Genomic DNA, 15,765 nt, shown 5'->3' with positions numbered 1-15,765 from the left:
CCTGAGCCGGTTCACCGGTGCGGCACGTCGGCGGGTGGTGTCGACCGCAGAAAGCGCAGCACCGCCGCGCCGGCGAGGTACGCGATGAGGGCGGCCGTCGGCAGGCCGAACACGGTAGGACTGGTGCTGGGCAGCAGGCTGTTGCCGAGAAGGGCGGAGACGACCCCGGCGAACCCCGCCAGGGCGAGCACCAGGCGGGCCGCCGGGTGGTTAGCGGCCCGGGCCGGGCCGGCCGGAATCCAGGGCCGGCGCGTGGCGGGGCGGCGCGCGCTGCGGACCTCGATCGGCCCGAAGATCGCGACCAGCGGCAGGAGACCGCAGACGCACAGGATCAGCAGGGGGATCCGCCAGGCCAGCCAGCCGGCCGAGCCGGCCGCGGGCGTGGGCAGGGCGCCGGCGAGGTTCAGCAAGAAGGTGACCAGGATCGCGGCGGTGACATGCCAGAGGAAGATCGTCAGGATCACCGCGTTGACGGCGACCACCGTCATCCACGGTCGCGGGCCCCGCAGCCACCGCTCCGCCCGGTCCCGCAGCAGCAGGATCGCCCCGAACTGGGAGGCGGCGACGGCGAGCAGGGCCAGGCTCGGAGGCGACATGTTGTGCAGCCGCTCGCCCGGCACATTGATCATGCTGATCGGGTAGGGACCGGCCAGGGTGAGCAGCAGCAGCGCGCTGATTCCGCCGAGCAGCATCGGCACCGCCGCGCGGGGACGGGCGGGCAGCAGCCCGTCCCGCCACGCGAACCCCATCTGGTGGACGGCCAGCCAGCCGAACAGGTAGTTGCCGACGCCCCAGGACTCCGCACCGAGGAGACGGGCGACGTCGCCGGCGGCGACGAGGCAGACCAGCACCAGCGGGACCCGCAATCCGTAGCGGCGGTGCAGGGCGTACATCGGCGGGGTGAGCACGATGACGATCAGGTAGACCACCAGGAACCACAACGGGATCGAGGCGAACCACACCACCAGGCGCACCCGGGCGGGATCGGCGCCGGTCAGGTGGGCGGCGAGCGCACCCCCGGCCATCACCAGGACCAGGGCGGTGGTCGGCCGGATCAGCCGGCCGCTCCGGTTGAGCAGCCATTCGGTCGTGTGCCCGCCTCGGCCGCGGTGCCTACTCAGCGAGACCGCGTTGGCGTACCCGCCGACGAAGTAGAACACCGGCAAGACCTGGAAGACCCAGGTGAGCGGATGAGCCCACGCCAGGTCGGGCAGCGCCGACCGGCCGACCAGCTCCCGGTGCCGGTCGTAGCCGACCACCGTCACCAGCCAGTGGCCCAGGACCACGGCCAGGATCGACAGCCCTCGCAGCAGGTCGGCGAACCGCTCCCGCGACGGCGGTGTCTGCTCCGCCAGCCGCCGAAGCCCTCGCAACGCGGCGCCCATGTCGTCCGTGACCTCCAGGGCACCCTCGGATCGATGGGTGACGTCCGGATCCCTACCCCACGGAACTCCTCGGCGTTCATCGCCCCGGACGTCCACACCGGGGCAGTCCGTCCGCTCAGGGAGTTCAGGCGGGCAGCCAGTCCATCCATTCGCCGTGCGAGCCACTCATGGCGACGGGTTCGCCGTCCAGTGCGGTGAGGAACGTCAGCCGGTTCGCGGGGACGGCGCTGTGGAAGACGACCACGGTGGCGTCCCGCGGAGCCTGGGCGACCAGGCCGGGGAGCACCTCGTTGAGGTCGCCCCCGACCAGGCGCGGCGGATCCTCCGCGGCCATCCGGACGGCCTGGCGGAGCCGTGCCACCCGCTCGTCCTGGCCGGGCCACACCAGGCACTCCAGCCAGCGCATCGCCTCCGCGTCGCGCACGTCGAGGGGGTTGAGGTCGACTCCGGCACGCCACACCACCTCCGGCACCCGGTCCGGCACCGGCACCTTCCCGTTCGTGCGCGAACCGGGCGCCTGACAAATGTCACCGCCAAGCCCGGAGGCGTGGCACTGACGATCTACCGGGCCGATGCCTAGCGTGGACGTCATGAACGCCATCGCCTTCAACGGCGTCACCAAGAAATACGGCGACGTCGTCGCCGTGGACGGCCTGACGCTGGACATCCCGGTGGGAAGCACCGTCGCCCTTCTCGGGCCGAACGGCGCGGGCAAGTCGACCTCCATCAACATGTTGCTGGGGCTGCTCCGCCCGACCACCGGTGACATCAAGGTCTTCGGGAACGGCCCGGACGAGGCGGTCACCCGCGGGGACATCGGGGCGATGCTCCAGGAGGGATCGCTGATCCCCGAGTTGACCGTCAGGGAGTCCGTCGACTTCATCCGCCGGCTCTATCCCGACCCGCTGCCCCTCGACGAGGTGCTGCGGATGGCCGACCTGACCGATCTCGCGGGGCGGAGGGCGGACAAGCTGTCCGGCGGCCAGACGCAGCGGGTGCGGTTCGCCCTGGCCATCGCCGGCGGTCCCAAGCTCCTCCTGCTGGACGAGCCGACGGCCGCGATGGACGTCGAGTCGCGCCGGTCCTTCTGGGACAACATGCGGGCCTACGCGGCCCAGGGCAGGACGATCGTGTTCGCGACCCACTATCTGGAGGAGGCGGACGAGAACTCCGACCGGGTCGTGGTCATCGCCCGCGGCCAGGTCGTCGCGGACGGCACCGCCGCGGAGATCAAGTCGGGCGTCGCCGGGCACGCGGTGAGCTTCCGTCTCGGCAGTCAGCCGGCAGCCGGGCTCGACGCGCTCCCCGGAGTCTCCGCCGTGGAGATCCAGGCGGACCGCGTCACGGTCAGGACGAACGACCCGGACGCCACCGTCGAGGCCCTCTACCGCAAGACCACCCTCGACGTCCGCGACCTCCAGATCCACGGGGCCGATCTGGAAGACGCCTTCCTCGCTCTCACCAAGGAGTCCTGACCATGCCGCACTACCTGAAGATCGAACTGCTGCGCATGTTCCGCAACAAGCGGTACGTCATCTTCGTGGTCGTCTTCCCCGTCGTCTTCTACCTCCTCTACTCGAACCTGTGGGGGTCGGAGGTCGACCAGGCGACGGGCGTCAAGGCCAGCGTGATCCTCATGGTCTCCATGGCCGCGTACGGCGCGCTCGCCGCGTCGATCATGTCCAGCGCGGTGCCGTGGGCCCAGGAGCGGCAGAGCGGCTGGCTGCGCCAGCTCCAGATCACCCCGCTGCCGGGCTGGGCGATCATCACCACCAAGCTCATCGCGTCCATGTTGCTGGTGTTGCCGTCCCTGCTGCTCGTGGGGCTGGCGGCGGTGCTGACACAGCACGTGTCACTTCCCGTGGGCGAGTGGTTCGGGCTCATCGGCTCCCTGTGGATCGGCACGATCCCCTTCGTGGCCCTCGGCCTGACGATCGGCTCGCTCCTGCCTCCGGACACCGCGCAGCCCGTCGCCATGATCGGGATGTTCGGGCTGGCCCTGCTCGGGGGGCTGTGGTTCCCTGTTGACATCATGCCGTCCGCCATGAAGTCGATCGCCCACGTTCTGCCGTCCTACGATTACGCGAGCATCGGATGGAACATCGTGGCGGGCGACGCCCCGGAGACCTCCGCCGTCCTCGGAATCGCCGGCTGGGCGGTCGCGCTCGGCGCCCTCGCCGTCCTCGCCTATCGCCGGGCGACGATCCGCGCCTGACGGCGGCGCGGCCGGCGCGCACGACGCCCGTACGGCGAAGCCGGCCGAGGCGGAGACCATGGACGGCGATAGGCGGCACGCCCGGCGAGGCCACAGACAGGAGGCGGAAGGATGAGCTGGTTCAGCCGCACCTTCACGTTCGGTGCGATGGACGCCAGATCGTCCCGGTGGCGACGGCTGATCGGCGTCATGTTCGGCCTCGTCTACCTGTTCTATCCGGTGATCGGCATCGTCAACGGGAAGATGCCGTTCGCCGAGGCCGCCTGGCAGGTCGTGGCGCTGGCCGCCTTCGTGGTCACGTATGTGACGACCGTGCTGACCGCCTCCGACGACGAGGACGAGCGCAACCCGCTGACCGTGCCCCTGCTCGGCGTCCTCACGGCCATGGCGGCGGGATATCCGCTGGTCTTCGGTGCCGGCTGGCTGGCGCTGCCCATCTACGTGACCGTCATCTTCTCGATGGGCCTGCCCCCGCGCGCCGCGCTGCCCGCCGTCGGGGGCATGGCGCTGATCGTGGTCGTCGTGGGCCTCGTCAAGGGGGCGGACAAGGGCACGTTGTCCCTGCTCGTGATGGAGGTCCTGACCCTCGGCCTGCTGTTCATGGGCGTGCGCAACACCCGGCTGCTCGTCTTCCAGGTGCGGCAGGCGCAGAAGGAGGTCGCCCGGCTGGCGGCCAACGAGGAACGCCTGCGGATCTCCCGTGACCTGCACGACCTGCTCGGTCACAGCCTTTCCCTCATCGTGCTGAAAAGCGAGCTCGCCCGCAGGCTGGCCGAGCAGGGCGACGAGCGCGCGGTCCAGGAGGTGGCCGACATCGAGTCCGTGGCCAGGCAGGCCCTGGTCGAGGTACGCGAGGCCGTCACCGGATACCGCCAGCGCAGTCTCTCCGAGGAGATCGACGGCGCCAGGTCGGCGCTGGCCGCCGCGGGGGTCGAGCTGACCGTGCGCACGTCGGGCACCCCGCTGCCCGACGTGCTCGACGGGCTGCTCGGGTGGGCCGTCCGCGAGGCGGTGACCAATGTCGTACGGCACGCCCGGGCGACGCGCTGCGAGATCACCCTGACGTACGGCAAGGCCGGCGCGTTGCTGGAGGTCGCCGACAACGGCGTCTCCGGGCCGTACCAGCCGGGCAGCGGCCTGACAGGCCTGATGGAGCGGGTGGGCGCGGCCGGCGGCTCCGTCGAGGCCGAACCGGCGGCCGCCGGGTTCCGCCTGCGGATCGTCGTCCCACGCCAGCCCGCCATGCCGGAGGCCGGGCAGCCCGTCCCCGTCTGAGCGATAGGTTGGGGCCCGTGATCCGCGTGATACTGGCGGAGGACCAGAGCATGATCCGGGGAGCCCTCGCCTCCCTGCTGAGCCTCGAGCCCGACATCGAAGTGGTGGGAGAGGCCGCGACCGGCGACGAGGCCGTGGCCGTGGCCACGGCGACGAGGCCCGACGTGGCGCTCCTGGACATCGAGATGCCCGGCGGCGACGGCATCACCGCGGCGGAGGAGATCCGTCGCGAGGTCCCCGGGTGCCACGTGATGATCCTCACGACGTTCGCGCGGCCCGGCTACCTGCGCCGGGCCATGGAGGCCGGAGCGTCGGCGTTCCTCGTCAAGGACAGCCCCGCGCGCGAGCTGGCCGCCGCCATCAGGCGGGTCCTGGCCGGTGAGCGCGTCATCGACCCCGGTCTGGCCGCCGCCGCGCTCAGCGCCGGGCCCAATCCGCTGTCCCCGCGGGAGCGCGAGGTACTGAGCGCCGCGGTGGACGGCTCGACGATCAACGACATCTCCGCGCGGCTGCACCTGTCGGAGGGGACCGTCCGCAACTACCTGTCGTCGGCGATCCAGAAGACGGGGGCCCGCAACCGGATCGAGGCGGTGCAGAAGGCTCAGGCCCAGGGCTGGCTCTGATCCTCCGCTCCCGCCTCGGCGAGAGACCTCAGTGGCTCCCCTGCATGTCCGCGACGTGGCGGATCAGGTCGCCGACCCTGACGATCCCCATGCACCTGCCGACCTCGTCCACGACCACGAGGTCGTCGTAGACCCGGGCGTTGTCACGACCGGCCACCTGCATCGCGGCTATCGCGGGAGTGGTCTTCGGCACCACCTTGGCGGTGTCGGCGAGGCGGTGGGCCGGCTTCCTGGCGTGCAGGGCGTGGCCGTACGCGCCGGCCATGAACAGCAGGAAGCGGCTGCGGTCGATGCTGCCCTGCGGCCGCTGGTATTCGTCCACGAGGATGATGCTCGTGATCGACGGTTCCGAGCTGAGCGCGGACATCACGTCCTCGGCCGAGGCCTCGATGGGAAGGGTCACGGCCGGAAGCAGGAACTCCTGGACCCGCGGGCCCAGCATCGCGTTGGCCGGAGTCGTCTCAGCGAGTGGCAGCGGCACGTGGACGTGGCTGTGGCCGAGGGACGGCCGCCAGTCGGCGGGGGCGAGCAGCGGGCCCTGCGCGAGCCTGATGCCCCAGCCCCGGACCGCGCCCAGCTGGGTCTCGTCACGGACGCCGGGTGCCAGGACGTGCGCCCCGATGCCCTTCGCGAGCGTCACCAGCGACTCGGCCAGCCCGCTCCTGCGGGGGTCGCGCGGCCCGCGCTCGACCACGTCCTGGGAGATGAGGATCACGTACGGCGAGGCGTCGGCGACCAGTTCGAGCGGGACGTGGGAGGAACCGAGGCCCCCGAACGCGATCAGGTAGCCGACGGCCCGCAGGCCTTCGATCCCGGCCAGGAGATACCGCCGATCGCCGGGGGAGACGTCTCCCTCGATGACCAGGATCACCTCGCGGGGCCGCCGGTTGGTCGCGCGCAGTGCCTCGTGGAGCGGGGCGAGTCCCGCGGACCCGCCGAGCACGGCGGAGACGGGGATGGGCAGCAGAAGGGGCAGAAGCGCCTCCTCCTGCGCGGCCGCCATCACGCCGTTGACGGTCCCGGAGACGCCGGCGACCGGACCGCCGATGGTGGACGCGATCACCTCGACCGCGATGACGCCCCCGGTGTCGAGGTCGATGATCGGTATGAACTGCGGCCGGCCGGGGGTGCCGGGAATGTCGAATCCCGGCATCTCGAACCCGGGCTGGACCGCTCCGGAGTGACGACCGGCCGGGGGTACGTCCCTACCCGGCACGGCCGCGCCGTACGGGCGGGACGCCGACGGGTCCGATGCGGGAGTGGTCGCGCCGTACGGACGGCCGGGCGCCGACGCGTCCAGACCGGGCGCGCCGCGGTGACTTCCGGACGTTGCGGCGTCCGGGGCGGTCTGGGCCTGTGACATGGCAGGCAGAGCCGCCGAAGGTGAGGGGACCGACACGTATTGAATTGTCAACCTTACTGATCGGTCACATCGGCCACGGGAAGTAGAATTCACCCATATTTCCCCATATGTTGAGATGGTCCCTGAAGGGCTTGACCGACGGCCGTCATGCCTGGTCAGGGCCTACAGACCCCACGGATGACGGGTAATCTCTGCTGTCATGACGGCACGGCCGGCCGCGGGCGGCGGACGATGGGTGACGGTCGCGCCTGAGCGGCTCGCGGGGTGGATCCGGGGTTTCGCGGAGCGGCACGGCGCCGTCGAGGCGACCGCCGGTCCCGGCCTCGTACGGCTCGCCGCCGCCGACGGCTCGGCGGCCGAGTGCCACGTCCCCTTCCCGCCTCTCGGCCGCGACGATTCCCCCGGCGTGGGGGAGGGGCCGGCCGCCGCGCTCGTCGCGCACGCCCAGAGGAGGCGCACGGTCGGCGTCCTGCTCGTCCGCCTCGGGGGACACGCGGCCGGGGTGTTCGAGGGGGAGCGGCTGGTGACCTCGAAGGTGGGATCGCGGCTCGTCCACGGGCGCAGCGCCGCCGGGGGCTGGTCGCAGCAGCGTTTCGCCAGGCGCAGGGAGAAGCAGTCGTCCGAGGCGCTGGCGGCGGCCGCCGACGTGGCGGCCCGGGTGCTCGCCCCCCGCGCGCAGGGACTCGACGCCGTCGTGCTCGGCGGCGACCGGCGGGCGATCGACGAGTTGCGCGGGGACAGGCGCCTCGCACCGGTCTTCGCGCTCGAGTCGGGCGCCTTCCTGCCGGTTCCCGACCCGAAACTGGCCGTCCTGGAGGGCACTCCCGCGTTGTTCCGCGCCGTGCGGATCCGGGTGCTCGACCCCGAGGGCTGAGATCTCCACGACCCGGGCGGGAGGGCAGGCGGACGGCGGGACAGGTGCCTCGCGTGCGGCTGCCCCTACAATGACGTGTATGCGCGCTCCCGACTGATCGACATCCCGCCGATCCTGACCCCATCTTCCCGGGAGTGTTCCCCAAATCATGATTATCGCGACTGATGTTGAACTGCGCGCCGGATCCCGGCTGCTCATCGAGAGTGCCTCGTTCCGGGTGAACCCCGGAGACAAGATCGGCCTCGTCGGGCGCAACGGCGCGGGAAAGACCACCCTCACCAAGGTCCTCGCCGGCGAGGGCATGCCCGCCGAGGGCACGGTGACGATCACCGGCAACGTCGGTTACCTGCCGCAGGATCCCCGCGCCGGTGACATCCAGGTGCTCGCCCGCGACCGCATCCTGTCCGCCCGGGGGCTCGACGAGGTGCTCCGCGAGCTCCGCGAGGCCGAGAAGGGGATGGCGGCCGACGACACCCGCGTCCGGGACAAGGCGGTGCGCGCCTACGGGCGTCTTGAGGACCGCCTGCACGTCCTCGGCGGCTACGCGGCGGAGGCGGAGGCGGCGTCGATCGCGTCGAGTCTCGGCCTGCCCGACCGGGTGCTCGGACAGCCCCTGGCGACCCTGTCCGGAGGGCAGCGCAGGCGGGTCGAGCTGGCCCGCATTCTTTTCAGCGGGGCGGAGACTCTCCTTCTGGACGAGCCCACAAACCACCTCGATGCGGACTCGATCACGTGGCTTCGTGATTTTTTGCGTTCGCACCAGGGCGGCTTGGTCGTCATCAGCCACGATGTCAACCTTCTTGAAGCGACGGTAAACCGCGTCCTGCACCTCGACGCCAACCGCTGCGTCATCGACACCTACAACGTCGGCTGGAAGGCCTACCTGGCCCAGCGGGAGACCGACGAGAAGCGCCGCAAGCGGGAGCGCGCCAACGCGGAGAAGCAGGCGTCCGTGCTGCTCTCGCAGGCCGACCGCATGCGGGCCAAGGCCACCAAGGCCAAGGCGGCGCAGGACATGGAGCGCAGGGCCAGGCGCATGCTGGCGGGCGTCGAGACCGTGCGGCGCACCGATCGGGTGGCCAAGCTGCGCTTCCCCGAGCCCGCTCCCTGCGGCAAGACCCCGCTGACCGCGCTGGGCCTGTCCAAGTCGTACGGCTCGCTCGAGGTGTTCACCGACGTCGACGCCGCGGTGGACCGGGGATCGCGGGTCGTCATCCTGGGCCTCAACGGAGCCGGGAAGACCACGCTGCTGCGCATCCTGGGGGGCATTGAGAAGCCGGACACGGGCGAGGTGCGGCCTGGCCACGGCCTCAGAGTCGGCTACTACGCCCAGGAGCACGAGACGCTCGACGGGGAACGGACGGTCCTGGAGAACATGCGGTCGGCGGGCCCGGATCTGGCCGACGTCGACCTGCGCAAGGTGCTCGGCTCGTTCCTGTTCACCGGTGACGACGTGGACAAGCCCGCCGGAGTCCTGTCCGGAGGCGAGAAGACCCGTCTGGCGCTGGCGACGCTGGTGTTGTCGAGCGCCAACGTGCTGCTCCTCGACGAGCCCACCAACAACCTCGACCCGGCCTCCCGGGAGCAGGTGCTGTCGGCGCTCAGCTCCTTCGTGGGCGCGATCGTGCTGGTCACGCACGACGAGGGTGCGGTGGAGGCGTTGCGCCCGGATCGGGTGATCCTGCTCCCCGACGGCGTGGAAGACGCGTGGAGCGACGAATTTTCCGATCTTGTGGCACTTGCCTGATCTTAATTTGAGCGGGTAGGGATCTTTTCCCATGGAGTAGGTAGCCGATCGCGCCGAAATGACTGATCATGGCCTAAGTAACGCTGCGGAAGTCTGGCACTACAGGAGGTACTCGTGGCTGAGACTCTGAAGAAAGGCACCCGGGTGACCGGAGCCGACCGCGAAAAGCTGGCCGGTGATCTCAAGAAGCGCTATTCCGCGGGTGAGAGCATCCGCGCCCTGGCCGCTTCGACCGGCCGGTCGTACGGGTTCATCCACCGCATCCTCAGCGAGTCCGGCGTGACTCTGCGCGGACGCGGCGGGGCCACCCGAGGCAAGTCCAAGCGCTAGAGATCCGCCTCACAACGCGCGACCGCAGCCGCTCGTTCCCGCAGCCGAAGCGGTCGCGTCCGCTGACCGAATGATGTTCGGTAGGCTCGACGCGACCGTGGGAGAAGAGGGCGAGCCACGCACGGACGGGACGCCGCACCGGACCGACCGTGCGAGGCGAGGCCCACTCGAGGGGAGCAGGGGCAGGCGATGGCGGAAGCGGATCTTGGGGGGAACAGGGAGTCTGCCCAGACGGTGGACGGCGACAGGGACACGGTCCTCGATGCCGGTGACATCGTCGGGGGGAGCGACTCGCCTGGCACGGAGGCGATCTCGGCGGCTGAGCTGGCTGAGATCGGGCTGCGCTTCGAGGTGGACGGCGAGATCGCGACGATCATTCTGGACCGGCCTGGCAAGCGGAACGCTCAGACGTCCGCGACATGGTCGGCACTGGCCCGGATCGGGGAGAACCTGCCGGGACAGGTGAGAGTCGTCGTGGTCCGAGGTGAGGGGCCGTCCTTCTCGGCGGGGCTCGACCTGAGCATGTTCACGCCCGGGGGAACTCCCGGGCAGGACTCGCTCGCGACCGTCGCCACACTCGACGACGACGCGTTCCAGCGGCAGGTCGCGGAATATCAGCGCGGCTTTCTCTGGTTGCGCCGTCCCGACATCGTGTCCATCGCCGCGGTTCAGGGCCACGCCATCGGTGCGGGGTTCCAGCTGGCCCTGTCGTGCGATCTCCGGATCGTCGCCGACGACGTGAAGTTCTGCATGAAGGAACCCGCTCTCGGGCTGGTTCCCGACCTGACGGGCACCAAGCCGCTCGTGGAGCTCGTCGGCGTTCCGCGGGCGATCGAGATCTGCCTGACCGCGCGCACCGTCGGCGCGGCCGAGGCCCTGCAGCTCGGCCTGGCGGAGATGGCCGTCCCGCCGGACGAACTGGCACAGGCCGTACAGGATCTGGCGACGGCGTTGCTGGCCACCGACCGGGCGGCCGCGACGGCGACCAAGCGGCTCCTGCAGGGGGCGCCCGGGCGCACGCTGGAGGAGCAGTCGGCGGCCGAGCGCACCGAACAGGCGGCGCGCATCAGGGCACTGTTCGCCTCCAGCTGACGCGGGAATCGGGGGTATCCTCCGCGTGCTTCAGCAGCGGGAGGAACAACATATATGGCGATGAGTGGTGGCTACGGCCCACAGGTGATGCGATCTCTCCGGCGTGACAGTTCGGTCGTCAAGGAGCGGATCGCGCCTGGGACGGTTCGCCGGATCGCGCGCTACGCCAGCCCGTTCAAGAGGCAGATCGTCGGCTTCCTGGCGCTCGTCGTGGTCGACGCCGTGATCGTGATCGCCAACCCGCTCCTGATGAAGGCGATCATCGACGACGGCATCGTCCCCAAGCGGGCCGACGTGGTGCTCTGGCTGGCCGGCGCGATCGGCGTGCTCGCCGTCCTCGACGCCGGGCTCGGCCTGGTCCAGCGGTGGTTCTCCGCGCGGATCGGCGAGGGCCTGATCTACAACCTGCGCACCGAGGTCTTCGACCACGTGCAGCGCATGCCGGTGGCGTTCTTCATGCGCGCCCAGACCGGCGCTCTGGTCTCCCGGCTGAACAGCGACGTCATCGGCGCCCAGCGGGCGCTCACCACGACGCTGTCGTCCGTGGTCTCCAACGTGGTGAGCCTGGTCATGGTGCTCGGCGCCATGCTCGTGCTCTCGTGGCAGATCACGGTGGTCGCGCTGATCCTGCTGCCGATCTTCATCTTCCCCGCGAAGTGGGTCGGCCGCCGGATGTCGAAGCTCACCCGTGAGCAGATGCAGCTCGACGCGGAGATGAGCTCGGTGATGACCGAGCGCTTCAACGTCGCCGGCGCCATGGTCGCCAAGCTGTACGGCAGGCCGGAGGACGAGGCGCTCCACTTCGGCCAGCGGGCCGGACGGGTCCGTGACGTGGGCATCATCGTCGCGATGTACGGCGCGGTGTTCCGGATCGCGCTCGGCCTGGTCGCCGCGCTCGCCACCGCGCTCGTCTACGGTCTCGGCGGCCAGCTGGCCGTCTCGGGCTTCTTCGCGCTCGGCACGCTGGTCGCCATGTCGTCCCTGCTCATGCGGCTCTACGGCCCGCTGACGAGCCTGTCCAACGTCCACGTGGACGTGATGACCGCGCTGGTGAGCTTCGACCGGGTCTTCGAGGTCCTCGACCTCAAGCCGATGGTCGCCGAGCGTCCCGGCGCCGCGCCGATCCCGGACGGTCCGGTGACGATCGAGTTCGACGACGTCCGGTTCCGCTATCCGGCGGCCTCGGAGGTGTCGCTGGCGTCCCTGGAGTCGGTGGCCCGGCCTGACACGGGGCCGTCGCAGGAAGTGCTCAAGGGCGTGACGTTCACGGCGCGGCCAGGTGAGCTCGTGGCCCTCGTGGGGCACTCGGGGGCGGGCAAGACCACGCTCACCTCGCTCGTGTCCCGGCTCTACGACGTCGACGAGGGCGCCGTCCGGATCAACGGCACGGACGTCCGCGACGCCACGCTGGCGAGCATCCGGGACACCGTGGGCGTCGTCATGCAGGACGCCCACCTGTTCCACGACACGATCGGCAGCAACCTCCGCTATGCCCGGCCGGAGGCGACCGACGAGGAGATCTGGGAGGCGCTGCGCGCGGCGCAGATCTCCGACCTGGTCGGCGGCCTGCCCGAGGGGCTCGACACGGTCGTGGGCGACCGGGGCTACCGGTTGTCGGGCGGGGAGAAGCAGCGGATCGCCCTGGCCCGGCTCCTGCTGAAGGCGCCCAGGGTCGTGGTCCTCGACGAGGCCACCGCCCATCTCGACTCCGAGTCCGAGGCCGCGGTGCAGAAGGCGCTGAAGTCGGCCCTCCACGGGCGGACCTCCCTGGTGATCGCCCACCGGCTGTCCACGATCCGCGAGGCCGACACCATCCTGGTGATCGAGGACGGGACGGTCGTGGAGCGCGGAGACCACGACTCGCTGCTCGAGCGCGACGGCGTCTACGCGGAGCTGTACCGAACCCAGTTCACCGGCAGCCCGGACCTCACAGGTAGCCCAGGCGGGTGAGCTCCTCGCGGGCCACCTTCTCGACGAGTTCGGCGTCCGAGGGCGCCAGGGCCTTGCGCCATCTGCCCGGCTTGGGGGCGGCCGTGCCGTACAGGGCGATGGTGGAGACCCTGGTCTCCAGGAACTCCGACACGGCCTTGCTCGTCTCGGCGGGGGAGTCGAGCATCTCCTCATAGCGCAGGGTGAGCAGCTGTTCCCTGGGCACCTCCCTGCGCAGGGTCGCGCTGAGCCGTACGGCGCTGCGCCAGCGCAGGGCGCACTTGCCCGCGGGGGGCATGGCGTTCCACCGGTCGCGGTGTTCGGCGGACTTGACGCCCAGGAACGGGTTGGGGAACTCCGCGTCCTCGCTGAGCATGTGGGGTTTGAACCAGGTCATGGAGGCGGGGTCGTCGAGCATGTCGGTGACGACGTCGCGGCCGTCCCTGATGATCTGGATGATCCGGGCGTCGGTGAAGGCCTGGAGCAGCACGGGCGAGCTGTAGAGGAGATCGGGGCTGGCGTCCCCGAACCTGGTGATGTTCGCCGTTCCCACGCAGGGCCCGGCGCCGATGACGCCGCCCGCCTCCCGGCAGGTCGCGGTGCACTCCGTGCAGGCTCCGGGCACGACCTGCCAGGCCTCGGCCAGCACGTCGCGGATCACGGTCGGCGCCCCGCCGCTGCGCGCGATCGACGGCCTCCGCGCGAAGGCGTAGACCACCCGCGCGACAGGTCCGCGGCCCATCGTCAGGTGGAAGCCAGGTGATCGTTTCAGGGCACGGCCCAAGAGGCCCGCTCCGGAGTGCGGGGCGGCGACCACGAACACCGGCTGGCGGACCTTCACGCCGTTGACCACGAGAATGTGCGTCGGAGGTCGCATAGGTACGGCTAAGTCTGACACCCTTTGGGGGGTGAAAGGACGCATCCCGGCCAGGGCGGACGATGACGCCTCGATAACGGTCCGGCACCCGCCCCCGCCTGCGCGAACGTACCGATCTTCGGTCGTCCCCCCTTCGGGTGACGGGCGTGCCCGTGGTTAGCCCGCCCCGGCGGCTGCGGCGGGGGGACCGCGTCGCCCTGGTGGCGCCCTCCGGCCCCGTCGACCCCGTACGGCTGGCCCGGGGCGAGCAGGTCCTCCTGGATCTCGGCCTCGAGGTGGGGACGTCGCACCGCCTGCTGGACAGGCAGGGGTACCTGGCCGGATCAGACTCCGCGCGGGCGGCCGAACTCCAGGAGGCGTGGTGCGACCCGCGGGTGGCGGCGGTGATCTGCGCACGAGGCGGCTACGGCGCGACCCGGCTGCTCGACCTGCTCGACTGGGACGCGATGGGGGAGGCGGAACCCAAGATCCTCCTCGGCTCCAGTGACATCACCGCGTTGCATCGGGCCTTCGCCCGCAGACTCGGCGTCTCGACGCTCTTCGGCCCGATGCCGGCCTCCGCGACCATGGCGGACGAGGCGGGCCCCGAGCCGATGACCCTCGCCCACCTCAAGGGCACCCTGTTCGAAGGAGGGACGGCCGGGCCGGTGACCGGTACCGCGTCGATCGGTGCCGAGGGCTCGGTGACGGCCCCCGTCACCGGGGGCAACCTCACCTTGCTCGCCGCTCTGGCGGGCACGCCGTACGCCATGCGCGCGCAGGGCCGCATCGTCCTGCTCGAGGACGTGAGCGAGGAGCCGTACCGGATCGACCGCATGCTGACGCAGTTGCTCCAGGCGGGTTGCCTCGACGGTGCGCTGGGCTTCGTGCTCGGGTCGTGGGTGGACTGCGGAGATCCGCTGCCGGTGCTGACCGAACGGCTCGCATCCCTTGGTGTGCCCATCATCGCGGGCCTTCCCATCGGACATGGATCACCACAGTTCGGTGTGTGGCTGGAGACAGATGGGGTTATTGATACCAAATCGTGCTCTCTGACTGGCATGTTCCGCTATCCGGACAGGGCACCCTGAAAGCCGCCTGGAATTATCCGGGCAGCGGTGGAGGGATGGTGCATTGCGACTCTTGCGGCGACTGCTCGGCCGGACGCAACCTGATCTCCCTCCATCGAGATCGGCGGAGGATGCCGACCTCGACTCCCTGCTCGCGCTGGTCGCCGAGACGATGGGGTTCACCTGCGGCTTCGCTGAGGACGGGACCTCGCTCACGCTCGGTTCGGCCGACGAGACCCCGGAGAGCGGGCGCGTGGTCAACCTCGTGGGACTGCGCAGGGAGGCCGCGCGACGTGCCCGCGAGGACTGGCCGATGCTGGTCTCCGAGCACCTCGCCCACGCCGTGTCGGGTGAGCCGTTCGACGCCTGCAACCTCGCGCCCATCCGGCCGTTGCTGCGCACGAGGGTTCACGCCGCGGACGACCCGGCCATTCCCGACCCCTCCCGGATCATCGGCCGCCACCTGAGCGCCGACCTGATCGAGGTGCTCACCATCGGTGCGCGGCCGGTCCGCCCCGAGGAGGCGTTCTGCTGGCCGATCCCCCCGGGCGAGGCCCTCGACCTCGCGCTGGACAACGCGCTGGCGGACGAGCGGCCGATGACCGAGTGGCTCGACCTCGGTGGCACGCGCGTGTCGCTCCTGACCGCGCCGAGCGCCGCCGCGCACCTGCGCCGCCTGGCCGACCACGTGCTCGTGCCGTCCGACGGTGCGCTCACCGTGCTCCCGCACCGGGGGGCGGTGGCCGTCCACCCCGTCGCCGGCATCGGCGTGGTGCGGGCCATCGAGCGGCTCCGGCTGTTCGCCCAGCGGGAGTTCGACACCAGGGACGACGGGATCAGCCCCCACGTCTACTGGTGGCACCGCGGCAGGCTGACCCGAATCCAGGCCGATCTGATCACCCATGACGGGCAGACCCGCCTGGTCGTGGCGCCGCCGCCGGAGTTCGCCCGTCTGCTCGCCCGCATCGCCGGAACGTCCCGCTGAGCCCCGTTCTCCGCCCGGGGA

General features: G+C 70.8%; 15 protein-coding genes. 11 read left to right on the top strand and 4 right to left on the bottom strand.

From position 1 onward, the window contains the following. Nucleotides 1-11: 11 nt before the first annotated feature. The gene (locus tag Psi02_RS22120; protein ID WP_203977087.1) at nt 12-1,385 is read right to left on the bottom strand and encodes an acyltransferase family protein; all 1,374 of its coding nucleotides are present in this window, start codon (nt 1,383-1,385) and stop codon (nt 12-14) included. 124 nt (nt 1,386-1,509) lie between these two features. Continuing rightward, entirely contained in the window at nt 1,510-1,977 is a 468-nt protein-coding gene (locus Psi02_RS22115) for a DUF2332 family protein (protein WP_373317653.1), read from the bottom strand. Between Psi02_RS22115 and Psi02_RS22110 the strand changes: the two genes are divergently transcribed. From Psi02_RS22110 to Psi02_RS22095, 4 genes are all read left to right on the top strand, one after another. Continuing rightward, on the top strand, nt 1,976-2,860 hold the full coding sequence (locus Psi02_RS22110) for an ABC transporter ATP-binding protein (RefSeq protein ID WP_203977083.1): 885 nt from the start codon (nt 1,976-1,978) through the stop codon (nt 2,858-2,860). The two genes, Psi02_RS22115 and Psi02_RS22110, sit on opposite strands and share 2 nt — an antisense overlap. A 2-nt stretch (nt 2,861-2,862) precedes the next feature. Beyond that, on the top strand, nt 2,863-3,600 hold the full coding sequence (locus Psi02_RS22105; RefSeq protein WP_203977081.1) for an ABC transporter permease: 738 nt from the start codon (nt 2,863-2,865) through the stop codon (nt 3,598-3,600). A 111-nt stretch (nt 3,601-3,711) separates the two neighbouring features. Continuing rightward, the gene (locus Psi02_RS22100) at nt 3,712-4,875 is read left to right on the top strand and encodes a sensor histidine kinase (protein ID WP_203977079.1); all 1,164 of its coding nucleotides are present in this window, start codon (nt 3,712-3,714) and stop codon (nt 4,873-4,875) included. Between the two features lie 17 nt (nt 4,876-4,892). Next, on the top strand, nt 4,893-5,498 hold the full coding sequence (locus Psi02_RS22095; RefSeq protein WP_203977077.1) for a response regulator transcription factor: 606 nt from the start codon (nt 4,893-4,895) through the stop codon (nt 5,496-5,498). Between the two features lie 28 nt (nt 5,499-5,526). On the opposite strand, the gene Psi02_RS22090 is transcribed toward Psi02_RS22095, so the two are convergent. Beyond that, nucleotides 5,527-6,861: an EAL domain-containing protein gene (locus Psi02_RS22090; protein ID WP_239095061.1), complete on the bottom strand. Its 1,335-nt coding sequence runs from the start codon at nt 6,859-6,861 to the stop codon at nt 5,527-5,529. A 199-nt stretch (nt 6,862-7,060) separates the two neighbouring features. Here Psi02_RS22090 and Psi02_RS22085 point away from each other — a divergent pair, with 199 nt between their 5' ends. The 5 genes from Psi02_RS22085 (at nt 7,061) to Psi02_RS22065 (ending at nt 12,854) form a co-directional block, all read left to right on the top strand. Then, nucleotides 7,061-7,735 carry an acVLRF1 family peptidyl-tRNA hydrolase gene (locus tag Psi02_RS22085; protein ID WP_203977075.1) on the top strand — a complete coding sequence of 225 codons (675 nt, stop codon included), beginning with the start codon at nt 7,061-7,063 and terminating at the stop codon, nt 7,733-7,735. Between the two features lie 148 nt (nt 7,736-7,883). Further along, nucleotides 7,884-9,482 carry an ABC-F family ATP-binding cassette domain-containing protein gene (locus tag Psi02_RS22080; protein WP_203977074.1) on the top strand — a complete coding sequence of 533 codons (1,599 nt, stop codon included), beginning with the start codon at nt 7,884-7,886 and terminating at the stop codon, nt 9,480-9,482. Nucleotides 9,483-9,596: 114 nt separating this feature from the next. Continuing rightward, a complete protein-coding gene (locus Psi02_RS22075; protein WP_203886152.1) occupies nt 9,597-9,812 on the top strand; it encodes a helix-turn-helix domain-containing protein in 216 nt (71 codons plus the stop codon). 234 nt (nt 9,813-10,046) lie between these two features. Further along, nucleotides 10,047-10,904, top strand: coding sequence for an enoyl-CoA hydratase/isomerase family protein (locus Psi02_RS22070; RefSeq protein ID WP_373317652.1), 858 nt, complete (start codon nt 10,047-10,049; stop codon nt 10,902-10,904). Between the two features lie 54 nt (nt 10,905-10,958). Then, nucleotides 10,959-12,854: an ABC transporter ATP-binding protein gene (locus Psi02_RS22065; RefSeq protein ID WP_203977070.1), complete on the top strand. Its 1,896-nt coding sequence runs from the start codon at nt 10,959-10,961 to the stop codon at nt 12,852-12,854. Here the strand turns inward: Psi02_RS22065 and Psi02_RS22060 are convergent. Then, entirely contained in the window at nt 12,832-13,710 is an 879-nt protein-coding gene (locus Psi02_RS22060; protein WP_203977068.1) for a sulfotransferase family protein, read from the bottom strand. The genes Psi02_RS22065 and Psi02_RS22060 overlap by 23 nt on opposite strands. Before the next feature lie 146 nt (nt 13,711-13,856). Here Psi02_RS22060 and Psi02_RS22055 point away from each other — a divergent pair, with 146 nt between their 5' ends. Both Psi02_RS22055 and Psi02_RS22050 read left to right on the top strand, forming a co-directional pair. After that, complete coding sequence (locus Psi02_RS22055) at nt 13,857-14,780, top strand: S66 peptidase family protein (protein ID WP_239095060.1); 924 nt, start codon at nt 13,857-13,859, stop codon at nt 14,778-14,780. Between the two features lie 43 nt (nt 14,781-14,823). Then, complete coding sequence (locus tag Psi02_RS22050) at nt 14,824-15,744, top strand: hypothetical protein (protein WP_239095059.1); 921 nt, start codon at nt 14,824-14,826, stop codon at nt 15,742-15,744. The last annotated feature ends 21 nt before the right edge of the window (nt 15,745-15,765 follow it).

This window comes from Planotetraspora silvatica, from assembly GCF_016863315.1.
GTDB lineage: Bacteria > Actinomycetota > Actinomycetes > Streptosporangiales > Streptosporangiaceae > Planotetraspora > Planotetraspora silvatica.
This window is presented reverse-complemented; position numbering and strand designations above follow the sequence as displayed.